The sequence below is a fragment of the Coriobacteriia bacterium genome, assembly GCA_016649875.1.
In the GTDB taxonomy this organism is placed as follows: Bacteria; Actinomycetota; Coriobacteriia; order WRKU01; family JAENWW01; genus JAENWW01.
Window position 1 is genome coordinate 74,533 of record JAENWW010000005.1, and the last position, 12,312, is coordinate 86,844.

Annotated in this window: 10 protein-coding genes and 1 pseudogene; 10 read left to right on the forward strand and 1 reads right to left on the reverse strand. The window is 52.8% G+C overall.

The annotated features are described in order from the left end of the window. Positions 1-323: 323 nt before the first annotated feature. From JJE36_03180 to JJE36_03215, 8 genes are all read left to right on the forward strand, one after another. Positions 324-1,154, forward strand: a complete 831-nt coding sequence (locus JJE36_03180) for a tetratricopeptide repeat protein (protein ID MBK5211305.1) — start codon at positions 324-326, stop codon at positions 1,152-1,154. Beyond that, the gene (locus JJE36_03185) at positions 1,155-2,435 is read left to right on the forward strand and encodes an NHL repeat-containing protein (protein MBK5211306.1); all 1,281 of its coding nucleotides are present in this window, start codon (positions 1,155-1,157) and stop codon (positions 2,433-2,435) included. 164 nt (positions 2,436-2,599) lie between these two features. Beyond that, positions 2,600-3,811 (forward strand): hypothetical protein, encoded by a 1,212-nt coding sequence (locus tag JJE36_03190; GenBank protein MBK5211307.1) that lies wholly within the window; start codon positions 2,600-2,602, stop codon positions 3,809-3,811. A gap of 241 nt (positions 3,812-4,052) precedes the next feature. Further along, positions 4,053-5,264 carry a hypothetical protein gene (locus JJE36_03195; GenBank protein ID MBK5211308.1) on the forward strand — a complete coding sequence of 404 codons (1,212 nt, stop codon included), beginning with the start codon at positions 4,053-4,055 and terminating at the stop codon, positions 5,262-5,264. A gap of 7 nt (positions 5,265-5,271) precedes the next feature. Then, a complete protein-coding gene (locus tag JJE36_03200; GenBank protein ID MBK5211309.1) occupies positions 5,272-6,249 on the forward strand; it encodes a hypothetical protein in 978 nt (325 codons plus the stop codon). Further along, positions 6,249-7,598 (forward strand): hypothetical protein, encoded by a 1,350-nt coding sequence (locus JJE36_03205; GenBank protein ID MBK5211310.1) that lies wholly within the window; start codon positions 6,249-6,251, stop codon positions 7,596-7,598. The genes JJE36_03200 and JJE36_03205 overlap by 1 nt, the downstream gene beginning before the upstream one ends. A gap of 310 nt (positions 7,599-7,908) precedes the next feature. Then, positions 7,909-9,576: a fused MFS/spermidine synthase gene (locus JJE36_03210; protein MBK5211311.1), complete on the forward strand. Its 1,668-nt coding sequence runs from the start codon at positions 7,909-7,911 to the stop codon at positions 9,574-9,576. Beyond that, complete coding sequence (locus JJE36_03215) at positions 9,576-10,253, forward strand: hypothetical protein (protein ID MBK5211312.1); 678 nt, start codon at positions 9,576-9,578, stop codon at positions 10,251-10,253. The genes JJE36_03210 and JJE36_03215 overlap by 1 nt, the downstream gene beginning before the upstream one ends. A 2-nt stretch (positions 10,254-10,255) precedes the next feature. Here the strand turns inward: JJE36_03215 and JJE36_03220 are convergent, their stop codons facing one another. Beyond that, the gene (locus JJE36_03220) at positions 10,256-11,365 is read right to left on the reverse strand and encodes a glycosyltransferase family 2 protein (protein MBK5211313.1); all 1,110 of its coding nucleotides are present in this window, start codon (positions 11,363-11,365) and stop codon (positions 10,256-10,258) included. A 47-nt stretch (positions 11,366-11,412) separates the two neighbouring features. Between JJE36_03220 and JJE36_03225 the strand changes: the two genes are divergently transcribed. Further along, a complete protein-coding gene (locus JJE36_03225) occupies positions 11,413-12,045 on the forward strand; it encodes a sugar transferase (protein MBK5211314.1) in 633 nt (210 codons plus the stop codon). 27 nt (positions 12,046-12,072) lie between these two features. After that, positions 12,073-12,312 (forward strand): annotated as a pseudogene (locus JJE36_03230) (transposase).

A 12,312-nucleotide genomic window follows, 5' to 3' on the forward strand; every position in this document is an offset into this window, starting at 1 on the left:
AAGACCGGAAAGCAGAAACTGCGTGTCGACCTCAACGAAAGTCGATAAGGGCCATTTGGTTCTCAACACAATTTTCAACACGTTGGCTTCTGCGGATCAACGGCGGTGTGCAGTTTTTATTGGCCGCTCTCGATGGCTTTTGATTGTCTCTGTGAATCCTGTGGAGAACGTATGCACGATTCCAAGAAATGAGATGTGGGATTTTTTGGATATGCTACACTCGTTGTGGTATGAAAACCCTCTCGTTTCTGCGCGCGCGAGGGCTGAATATGTAAGCCAAGAGGAGTTACTGAAGCGACATCGTAGAAATGTTGGAGGAATGCATGCCAGAGATGAACGAGTCGGTGGTAGTATCGGATACATCACAGACACCCCTTGAGACGAAGCCTCGCAAGGAAAAGAAATCACGTAAAGTCAAAAAAGTAAATCCGAAGAGCATATGGAACGACCCGGTGGTCGCATTCATGGGACTGTTGGTTGTTGCGCTCGTATTGGCGGCGCTTGCTTTTGTAGCGATTGCGCTTATCAGAGGCTATATCGGCTCGACTGCACCGAAATATGCAGATCAAGCCCTTCTCGTGCGAAGTTCTCAAGATGTCGGTCAGTATAAGGACGATCCGGGACTTTACTACAAATATGTCATGCAGCTCATTGCCAACAAACAATACACGTCGGCACAGGATAAAATCGACAGCGGTCTGAAACAATTCGCTAAAGCCGATGTCTATGATCAGGGCATGATGACGGCGCAGGCCTATCTCTATGCGGCGAAGGGCGATTTACCCGCCGCGGTAAAGGCGGGAGCGGCTGCCCAAGCCGAGATGACGAAACAGTATGAGATTCTTCTGAAAAGCAGTCAGCAACCGAATAGTGCGACGGCTTATGGCATGAGTGACAACTACTATGCCATGCAACTGTTGCTCGGTGGCATCTACGCGCAACAAGGTAAATATCCCGCAGCCATCAAAGAGTTGAAAGCTTATCTCGCCATCACCAACAACTCGATGCAGTCGGGGGTTTGGATCGATCTCGGGAACGCTTATGCTAAGAACGGCGATACGAGCTTGGCAGAAAAAGCGTATAAATCCGCACTGGAATATGAGCCTGATAATACTGAGGCGAAAGCGGCATTGGCTAAGTTAGGAGCAAAATAAATGAGTGAGGACTATTCGCAAATTTCGGCGCCGGACTCAGGCGAACAGCAGATCTCGGCTGCTCCCGATGAAAACGAGAATGTAATCGATGAGAAAGTCGTTTCGAGCAAAGGGCGGAAAATTCTTGCCGTCGCGCTCGTTATCTTGGTGCTGCTCCTCATAGGCATCGGTTTTCTTTTAGTGAAGATGATGCTTCCCAGCGCCGGAGTCAGCAAGGATACCGGCGGGGTGACATGGATTCGCTCCCTCTACGGATTCGGTGACAAGTACGGCGAATTGATCAACCCGAACAGCGTCGTCGTCGATCCTGCCGATGGAACGTTTTGGATGACGGATCCCTCTTTCATCCGTCTGGTCAACGTTCGTATGGACGGGTCGCTTGTAAAGATTATCGGCAAGAAAGCCACCCAAAAGGGGGCATTTCGTAACCCGTCGGATATGGCGATCGGCAATGACGGTCTGATCTATGTCATTGAATCGACGTACGATGTCGTGCGTGTGTTCGATAAAACCGGCAACGAAAAAGGATCGTTCACCGTTCCGAGTCCTTTGAGTATCGCGGTCAGCGACAACTATATCGTCGTGGGAGCCAACTCCGGTTTCGTCATTATGGATAAAAATGCGAACGTACTGCATTTGATAGGTACCAACGGCAAAGGAACCGACCAGTTCGATAAGATCAACGGAGTTGCCATCGATGGCGCCGACAACATTTATGTCGTCGACACGTTCAACAACCGTATATCCAAGTGGACACCTGAGGGCAAGCGTCTCTGGATGGTTCAGGCCGGCTATCCGGGCAACAAGCAGTCGAACGGTCACACGAAATTCCCCACGACCGCTAAAGCCAAGCTCGAAGTCCCGATGGGGTGCACACTCGATGCGAACAACCATCTCGTGGTCATCGACTTGCTCAACTTCTCGATTTCCCAATTCGACACGAAGACGGGTCGTTTCGTTGCCAAGTACGGACAGTTCGGTACCGAAGACGGCAACTTCTTCTATCCGTCCGATATCAGCTACGATGCCAAAACAGATGTGTTCGTAGTCGCCGACAGCGGTGCCAAGCGCGCCCAAATCGTCAGGATTCCGAACTCGGGCGGCAGCGTGCTCTCCAATCTGCGTTCCAACTTAAGCGGGCCTTTGGCTCTGTGTTGTATCCCGATTCTGATCATTCTCATATGCCTCGCCATCGCTTACTTCATGCAGCGAAATCGTAAAAAGAAAGAGCAGGAAAAATATTTCGAAATCGCCCTTGAAGAGCAAGCGATTAAAGAGTAGATTATAGGTGCTTATAACTACTTGATTTCGTGGGTTTTACACCTAAGCCCATGTGATATAAGCGCTAATCGATGGTTAGAATCCCGTCTTGGAGAGGAGGTGCGCATATGAAAAAGATTATTTCAGCTATTTCTATTTTTACAAACTCAAAAGGAGTTCACACTATGAAGAAAACTCTCCAAGTGCTTGCTCTTGCTGCGGTGCTCGTCTTTGCTTTCGCCACTGTAGCATCAGCCAAGTATGCTTCTTACACCGATGCTTTTAACTACCTGCCATGGACAAAAGTAGTTATCCCAGTCACAGAACACGGCAGCGATGTCGCAGTACCCACCGACTTCGGTGCCAATGTGCTTTACAACGCCGTCAACGGCACAACCGGACAGACACAATCTTCACCTCACGGTGGATACACGCAGACTTCGGTGAAGTGCGCCGTTTGTCACTCGATTCACCGTGCTTTCTCAGGAGATGCCGACGGCGCCGCGCTTGCGACAGCTGGTCTCGGTACCAACTACTTCTTGACTAACGGGGGGACCACTTGCGTCGCGTGTCACGCATCATGGGGCGCAAGCCCGTCGACCGCTCTCGTCGAAGTCGGTGAAGGAGACAGCGGTCCGCACATCGGAGTCGCCGGTTCGTCTTGTACCGAAAAAGGATGTCACGGTTCGATGCACGGTGCGAATCCTTCGGATTATGCAACCGTACGTAAGTACAACCTGGCCAACCCGCGCTCCGTAACTGCTTCTGGTGCCCCAGCCGACATCGATTCTCAGCTCAACGCCGCCATCGTTGCCGGTAACTTAAACGGCGAAATTACTCAGGACGCTCTTACACCCGACATGAAAGCATTCGTTACAGGTTATGTTTGTAGCCCGTGCCACAATCACTCACAGTTCTCCGTCGCGACAGCCCCCGGCGCGGAAAGCACCGGCGCGTTCGGTGGTGCTGTAGCGGGTAGTGATGATCAAATGGCGATCCGCACAGGTCACCCCTCAGCAGGTGGCGCTAGCTATATCCCGACTTGCGAAGGATGTCACGACTTGGTCGGCGTAGCCACCAAGACTACCGCATTCCCGCACGCAAACAGCGGCATCTCGGTATACAGTACCGGGCGTTATAACTTTAAGGGCGATGACGGAACACCGTTTGCTACGAACCCGGCCTTTGCAAGCGTTTCAAACGCGACTCCCGGTGCAGAAACCGAGCAGTATGGTCTCTGGATGACCAGTAACGCGTCTGGTATAGATACGACTGGTGCCATTAATGACAATGCTACCCCGATCAGTGGTGCGTCGACCAATGGTTTCAACCTTCAGGACGGTGCCTGTCTCAAGTGCCACAGCACTTCTGCAACCTCAGGGCATCCGCTCCCCTAAGGTCTGAAACGTACCTAAAGCTTTTGTTCTAACGTATGGATCGAAAACCGCCCACGAAAGTGGGCGGTTTTTTTGTCGGTGATCGGGGGATAATAAAAGTGTTACCGGCCGATTACGCTGGGATTATATATTTAACGGTAATTTTTCGGTTACATCTTTCTTATCGAGAGAATAACCCTTATAATTAAAATAAAGTTCATGGAAATAACATCGGTATCAAGAACCATAAGGAGGGGTGTCCGTGAAGCGAGTGCTTATCGTTTTAACTTTTACTGCAGTGCTCGTCTTTGCTTTCGCCACTGCAGCATCAGCCAAGTACGCTTCGTACGACAGTGATTATAACTACCTGCCATGGACAAGTGCGAACGTGCTTTACAAAGCCATCACCTCGGAGACCACAACACAAACTTCACCTCACGGCGGATATACGCAGACTTCAGTGAAGTGTGCGATTTGTCACTCGGTTCACCGCGCTTTCTCTGGAAACACCACCGGCTCGGGAACAACTTCTAGTCCCTCTGTCACAACTGCGCGCACTTCGGCCGGTTTAGGAAGCAACTATGCCTTGACGAACGGCTCGGTCGGGTGCGTTTCGTGTCATGCGGCATGGGGGGCCAGTCCCTCCGACGCACTCGTCGAGGTCGGTAAAGACTCTTCGGGACCGCATATAGGAAACGGTGGCAGTACCTGCACGGCTGTCGGCTGTCATGGATCCGTTCACGGTGCCGGTACGCAATCTAAATACGCTATGGTCCGCAAATACAATCTCACCAATACCCATGAAAACATAGATGACCAAATCACTGCAGCCATAGCTGCCGGAAACGTCGTCAAGGTCGGCTCTACCGATACCGTTGCCACAACGACCAACAGCACCGACGGTTCCGCCGTCGATGTCATCAGTGAGAAATCGCTCGATCCGGCGATGAAAGCTTATGTCACGGGCTATGTCTGCTCTTCGAGCGACAACCAGTGCCACGGCGCCTCGCGTTCCGTTGCGAACTCGACTTTTTCCACCGTCGGCGTGTCGGCTTCGTATAAGGCGTATGGTCATCTATCAACCGGCGTGTTCGCGCCTCCCTATGTCCCCACCTGCGAAGGGTGCCACGATGTCATCGGAGTGGCCACCGATTCGACGGCGTTTCCCCATGCAGATCGGGGAATAGACGTGTACTATGGGCGATATAATCAAAAAACTCAAGAGCCGGTGACGTCTACGGAAGCGACTCCCACGGATAATACGAATGCGACTCGTTACGGACTTTGGATGACGAGTGCCGGTTTCGGGCAGGATGCGACGGCTACCCCGTTGGCCGGCCCCGTCGCCGATACACTTTCCGACTTTTACGATGCGACCGAGAGCAGCCCGAGCACGGCTGATACAAACATATATAAGTTGAAAACCGACGGCGTGTGCCTGAAGTGTCATCAGACCAGCGATTTGATAAGGTGATGTAGGCGTGCCACAGGTTAAATCGATAATCCGAGTCATCGTGTTGACGCTTTTCGCGTTGCTTATGGTCGTCGTGCTTTACGTCGGCACTTTGGCGGCCGCGTTGCCGGGCTGCGAAAGTTGCCACGTCAAGGAGAACGGTGCATCGGCCGGAATAAGGTGGGGCGCTGCTCCTCTCGTGGCGAAAGATCACTCCGTGCATACATCGGTGGCTTGTGCTAAATGCCATGTCGGTTCCGGATTTTCACAAAGAGTGTCATTCGGGGCTCGTATGGGATTCGGGATGATCGTGCCAATCGTTCATCAGAATAACTTCGATGCGAATTCCAACTATTCGACGCAATGCGTTGCGTGCCATAAGGTGCAAAATGTAATTGTCAACAACGGCATAAAAATCAATCATACGAAATGCGTCACGGACGCGAACTGTGTCGACTGTCACGGGAAAGTCGCCCATCAGTCGAATGCCGAAACTGTCACGACCACCTATTCCATGGACGGTTGTTATACCTGCCACAGCGGCATCGCCCGTACCGAGGGTTGCTCGTTGTGCCATGCCGATAAGAACGGGCAGGTGCGTCAGAGCTCCTCCGCATGGAAAACAACCCACGGTGCCAACTGGAAAAAGACGCACGGCATGGGCAATCTCGACACGTGCAAAACCTGCCATGCATCAACCATGTGTGCCACATGTCACGGTAGCGATGTTCCTCATGAAAAAGGGTTCTTGGTTCTGCACGGGAAGGCGTCTCAAACGAAGTCTGCTCGTTGCTACACATGCCATAAGCAAGCCTTCTGCAGTAACTGTCACGGTATTGAAATGCCTCATCCGAAAGGCTTCCTGAAGGTGCATGATAAAGTGGCGAAAAACGATACGGATGCCCGTTGTCTCAAATGCCATGATGTGAAGGACTGCTCGGGTTGCCACGCTGCGCACATTCACACTGGCGGTTCGATAGGCACTTTGAACGGTGGCAAAAACTGATGTTTGAGAATCTATCGAATCTGCTGAACAATCTTCTCAACGCGGACCTGACGTTCCCGTCGCTCGCCAACATCGTATCTCGTGTTGCGGATGCATTCAGTAATCCGCAGGCCGATCCGGTGACGACGTTGTTGGCAAGTGTTTTCCTGATGAACATTTTGGCAATCGTGTTGGTCATCGTGCTCTATCTCGTCATCAAACGCAAGGATGATTCGACGCTCAAAGCGCAGCGTGGAGAGTTCGACGAAGCGCTCATCGAAATCGATCCTGCAAACAAGAGTTTACTGCGTAAGGCCCGCATCGAGTCGCGGTGGTTTATCATTATGACGACGCTCCTGACATTTTTCGTATTGTTGGTGGGAATCGAGGTCACCACGACGCAAAATGTCGTATGCATCTCGTGCCACAAGTCTACCGTCCATGAAAAAATCACCGGGAGCCGGACAGCCCATCACAATGAAAAATGTGTTTCATGTCACGAATCAGGCGGTCCCATCGCTGGCATGACGATTAATTTCTTGCCGCGATTGAGCCATATCGCCAGAGGCGCGGTTGCCACCGACAAAGCGAGCTTGTCACCGAATGTCGCGGTCAGTGGGTCGGCCGACACGGCGCTGAAGGTATCGGCGACCGCTTCTGCAGCGGTCGGCAAAAGTAATTACGGAACCGTCAACACGGGCGCATGTTTGAATTGCCACGACGATATTGAAACAGGCACGGTGACTGATACTGTTGCAGGTATTCGGATGCAGCACAAGGAGCCACTCCAAGCAGGGACCCGTTGTCTCGAATGCCACACACTCAGTTCCGGCACCGGGGACATCGTCGCACAGGGCGGAATGAACAACTGTTTGAATTGCCATGACGGCAAAACAGCTTCGACGTCCTGCACCACCTGCCATATCGCCGACGATCCGGCTACCGCTTCCGCCTCGAGAATCTCGAGTGGCGGCGAGCAGTTGGTCACCAACTACGATCGTTGTTATTCATGCCATGATTCCGCGCCGTGTGATTCATGCCATGGCGGTGTTCGTATGCCGCACTCAGAGGCCTTCAAAACCACCAGTTTGCATGCGTATGAGGGCACCAAAGCGTTGTGGACCGGTTCGGGCAAGTGCAGCAAGTGTCACACGGCGACGCGCAATTCATGCATCGGAACGTGTCACCAAGAGCTTCCACGCCACGCGAAGGTCGATCCGGCATTCTCCAAAGATCACATGACCTATGACGGGCAAACTGCAGCTGGAATCAATATGGGCTGTGCTACCTGCCATCAATTCCTCGATGCGAACGGCAACACACCGAAGACGGTTTGTATCGGCTGTCACCAGGGTAAAGGTGCACAATAGGGGTGGGACGTTTCGTGTTGAGTATCAACTTTTATTAGATATAAATGATAGGGCGCCGAAAGGCGCCTTATTTCATGAGGGCATTTTTGCCTGGGCATAAGAGGCGTTGGCATCACTATTCGTCGGATTGCTTCTTCATGGTTTATCCTCGGTGCAGTTCGACTAATTCGAATTCGGTTCTTTATATGAAGCGATGATACTAGTGTATTATGTACGTGTTGTAATTTTCGAACGTGAGCATCCGAAGGTCTGAATCAGCGACTTTTTTCACGGATGGTGTGGCAATTTTCTCAATGCAGAAGGATGCGTGATGAAAGCAGAAAACAAGGCACGGCTTCTTCTTTTCGCTTACGGTCTTTCCGGGGTGGCGGCGTTGGCCTACGAGCTCGGTTGGATGCGAGAGCTCTCGACGATGCTCGGCTCGACCGCCTATGCGCAAGGTACCATGCTTTCGGCCTACATGACCGGACTCGGCATCGGTGGCCTGCTCGGCACATGGTTGGTGAGACGAGTGGTGCGACCCATGGTCGCCGCTTCGCGTGCCGAGCTTTCCGTGGCGCTGTTCTCAGTCATCGCGTTTCTCTGTCTGCACTATATGCCCGGATTCTACTTCGACCTCGTCAGCGGTACCCGCGATGTCTCCGCCGGAAAATTTCTCGGCACCCAATTCATCATATCTTTCGTCATCATGGTGCTGCCGACCATTGCGATGGGAACGACCTATCCGCTCATCATGAAAGCCGTCGGCCACGATGAACATATCGGTGCGCTTTCGGGAAAACTCTATGCCATCAACACCATGGGAGGAATCATCGGTGCGCTCCTTGCGACCTTCGTGTTCTTGCCGACGGTCGGAGTCAAGGGCTCGCTTGTAATCGCGGCTTGCTTCTCGGTGCTCGCCGCAATGCTCATTCGCGGTTTGGCGACGAGGGAATTCAAAGTATTCGCCTTCTTCAAGACTCCTGATTTTGCCGTTGCAATCATCATCATCGCAATCATTTCGATGATTCCGGCTCGCACCGGTTCCCCTTTGGGGCTGGGGCAAGTCTTTTACTACACCAGTTCCAAGGCGTATAAAGAGGCATCCGCGACAAGAAAAGTCCTTTTTGACAAAGAAGGTATTTATTCACGCGTGCAAGTGGTGAAAAATGCCGACGGCTCCAAGACGTTGTGTAACGGAGCTTTGGACGAGGGTACCGACAATAAATTCGATCGCGTCACCACCACCATGCTTGCGGCCGTTCCGGCGATGAGCACCGAAACGCCGAAGTCGGCTCTCGTGGTCGGACTCGGTACGGGGTTCACTTCGAAAATGTATGACGACCTCGGATTTAAGAAGATAACGACCGTCGAGATCAATCCCGACGTGTTACCGGCCTCGAAGTTTTTCATCGGTAAAATTCCGACGGACAGTGCCAAATGGAATGTCGTCGTAGACGATGCGCGCGCCTATATTCTGACTAATCCCGAAAAGTACGACTGCATCACTTCCGAGCCGAGTTGGCCTTGGTCTTCGGGAGTCGCCTCACTGTTTACCCAAGAGTTCATTTCGGCTGCGAAGACTCGCCTCAATGACGGCGGCGTCTATTGTCAGTGGTTGCCCGAATACCTCATGCAGACGAAAGACGTCGAGATGATGTACAAGACGATGCGCCAAGTTTACGATCATGTGGACGTGTGGCACATCAACTTTCCGAATCGCAGCTCCGGTGAGATTTTGCTCATAGGACATAAAGATAAGAGTGGAGTATCGCAAACGACGACGAAGGCTCGCCTCGACCGACTCATAAAGACGCATCCTTTCAACAACCGATATGTTGTTCCCGGCTGTATAACACCGTACAAAAACATGAACGTGCTCAGAGCTTCACTGACCGATCCGAGCATTCCGCTTAACACCGATGACCATTCACGCCTGGAGTATCGCGTGTTTTGGAATTATGTCGATAATGCACTGACACCGCAGTGGGAGAAATGATGAGCACGCCAAAAAAACAAGATAAGAACTCGACCTTCGCGAGCAGTACGGCGCTGAACTTTTCGGTTCTTTCCGGCGTGGTGCTTTGCGCCGGTATCGCTTCGCTGATCTATGAAGTTGTATGGGTCAGGCAGCTCGGCTTATCGCTCGGGTCGACCGCGGTTGCCACGAGTGTCATGCTCTCGGCATTTCTCGGTGGGCTCGCCATCGGTTCGTGGGCTATCGGGAAGTATGCCGATACAACACCCTCGGCGTTTCGTCTTCTCGCGCGCACCGAAATCGCCGCTGCGGCATTCGGTCTGCTTTCGATACCCCTGCTTGCACGCGCGGGACATGCTTACGTGTTCATCGCAACGAACTTCGGATTGCAAGGCGGCGGTGCGCTTGCTTTGCGTGCTGCATTCGCCGCCGTTGTCATGCTTATCCCCGCCATTTTATTCGGTATGACGTTTCCTTTGGCGACCGTCGAAGGCGGGCGTCTGATTGGTGGTCAGAAGGCGGCCGGAATCATATCTGCGCTCAGCGCGTTCGGTTCTGCAATCGGCGCTGCGTTATGCGGGTTTTTCCTCGAACCGACTCTCGGCATTTTCCACTCGGCGATGGTCGGCATGGCGCTCAACTTGGTCGCTGCCGTCTTTGCCTACGCCGGGCATTATCTTGCGGGGAAAAGGACTTAAAATCAGTTCGTTTTCAAGCGACGGCGAATCGCACGCGCGACATCGACTGTTCGGGCCAGCAGTTCTGCTTGCGAAAACTCTCCCTGCAGTATCAAAGAATATAAGATTCGCGTAAGCGTGCTTTGCACCTTATGCTCACGTGCCCGTTCGAACACCTCGGCGGCGTGGCTCTCCTCCATGATATGTGCGATGCGCGCGCCGAAGGTCGCCGTCGATTCACGTGCTTGCGCTTCATTGAGCAGCACGATCGTGTAATAAAGACTCATGTATGAGAGCGCTTGCGTCTTGTAGGCGCCGGCCACGATATGCGTCGGCTCCGCTGTCTCCAGCGTCACGAGGTTCTCGTACACGATATCGGCCGCACGATAGAGGTCCGGGGTGTAATCGCGCGACTGCGAGTGGCTCGTCTGTCGATAGTAATAGAGCGTTTCGTTGAGGAGAATCACCGGAGTGTCGAGCGCGAAAAAGCGCGCGTTGAAGAGGATATCTTCGGTGTTGGTGAGATGTTCATCGAGAGTCAGACCGTGTTCGACGAGCACCTCGCGCGGGTAGAGCGCACCACACATGCTCATCAAAGAGGTGTCCGTCTCACCGAACAGCTGCCGGTAACAAACGCCCCCTTGGGTCACGTCAACTGCTTGTTTCTCAAAGACGTCACCGGATGTGTTTTTTCGCGGAGAATCGGTGAGGCTGAAATCCGCTTTCACACGCTCAGGAAGGCTGAAATCCGCTTTCACACGTGCGATTTTGCAACGGACGTGCACGCCGCCTGAGGGGTCGGTGGCTTCGAGCAAGGAAAAAGCGGCGGCGAAGAATTTCGGCTCGACGAGAGCGTCTGCATCCACGCGTGTGACATACTCACCCTTTGCGTGTGCAAGACCGATGTTGAAGGTGGGAGAAACTCCTCTATGCCCGCAGCGAATCAAGGTGAAGCGGGTATCTTTCGTGTTCGTCAGAAATTCCTCACCGCGTTCGGCTGATCCATCACTCGATCCGTCATCGACGACGATGACTTCGAAGTCGGAGTAGGTCTGGGATCGCAGCGATTCGAGGCAATCGAGAATCGTCGATTCCTTATTGTAGAGGGGGAGTATGACGGAGAGTTTTTCCATGTTCACATAGTAGCGCACCGCACCGCACCGTATCGCGCTAACGTATAATGAAGACCATGAACAAGAGCAGATCGACATACGGGGTGTTCAAACGGGCACTCGACATCGTATTCAGCTTATTGCTCATCATCATCTCATCACCGCTGCTCATCATTATTTCGATTGCGAGTCTGTTCGCAATCGGCGCTCCCGTGTTCTTCTCACAATCGCTGCCGGGCAAAAACGGCAGACTTTTCAAACTCCGTAAGTTTCGTATGATGGATGTTTCGGCGAGCATCGGCGTGGAGGCGGTTTCAACAGATGAGGCGCGTCTCACCCGATACGGATCGTTTTTGCGCAGGTCCTCACTCGACGAATTGCCCGAGTTGTTCAACATACTCATCGGCGATATGAGCTTCGTCGGTCCGCGGCCCCTTCTCGTGGAATATCTACCGCTCTATTCACCGCATCAAACTCGTCGTCATGAGGTGAGGCCGGGTTTGACTGGGCTCGCTCAGATAAACGGGCGAAACGATCTCGCGTGGCCGCAACGTTTCGATTTCGACGTGGAATATGCCGAGCACATGAGTTTTGCGGTCGACTTGGGGATTCTTGTCGACACGGTTCGTGTGGTCTTTTCCGGATCGGGAGTTGTCGCGGGCGGGAGTTCGACGACGACGCCGTTCAAAGGCGAGCGATAATCGGCGCCGTGCGCGTATAATTACGGATGGTTTGAATTCAGGCGACAACTTGAGTACAAGGAAGCTTGGTTAGGCGGGGAAGTAATTGCAGTCCCGGCCCGGAACACCAGCAGGAAATGCACTATCTGCGGCCACATAGCAGCTGAAAACCGGACAAGCCAAGCCGGATTCAAATGCACCGCTTGCGGCCATGAAGCCAATGCAGACGTAAATGCAGCATGTAACATCTTAGCGGCAGGATATGCCGTGTTAGCCTGTGGAGAGATA

Coding starts and splice junctions, on each gene's coding strand:
- JJE36_03220 (MBK5211313.1), bottom strand. CDS start 11,365: ATGGAAAAACTCTCCGTCATACTCCCCCTCTACAATAAGGAATCGACG.
- JJE36_03205 (MBK5211310.1), top strand. CDS start 6,249: ATGTTTGAGAATCTATCGAATCTGCTGAACAATCTTCTCAACGCGGAC.
- JJE36_03190 (MBK5211307.1), top strand. CDS start 2,600: ATGAAGAAAACTCTCCAAGTGCTTGCTCTTGCTGCGGTGCTCGTCTTT.
- JJE36_03225 (MBK5211314.1), top strand. CDS start 11,413: ATGAAGACCATGAACAAGAGCAGATCGACATACGGGGTGTTCAAACGG.
- JJE36_03210 (MBK5211311.1), top strand. CDS start 7,909: ATGAAAGCAGAAAACAAGGCACGGCTTCTTCTTTTCGCTTACGGTCTT.
- JJE36_03185 (MBK5211306.1), top strand. CDS start 1,155: ATGAGTGAGGACTATTCGCAAATTTCGGCGCCGGACTCAGGCGAACAG.
- JJE36_03180 (MBK5211305.1), top strand. CDS start 324: ATGCCAGAGATGAACGAGTCGGTGGTAGTATCGGATACATCACAGACA.
- JJE36_03215 (MBK5211312.1), top strand. CDS start 9,576: ATGAGCACGCCAAAAAAACAAGATAAGAACTCGACCTTCGCGAGCAGT.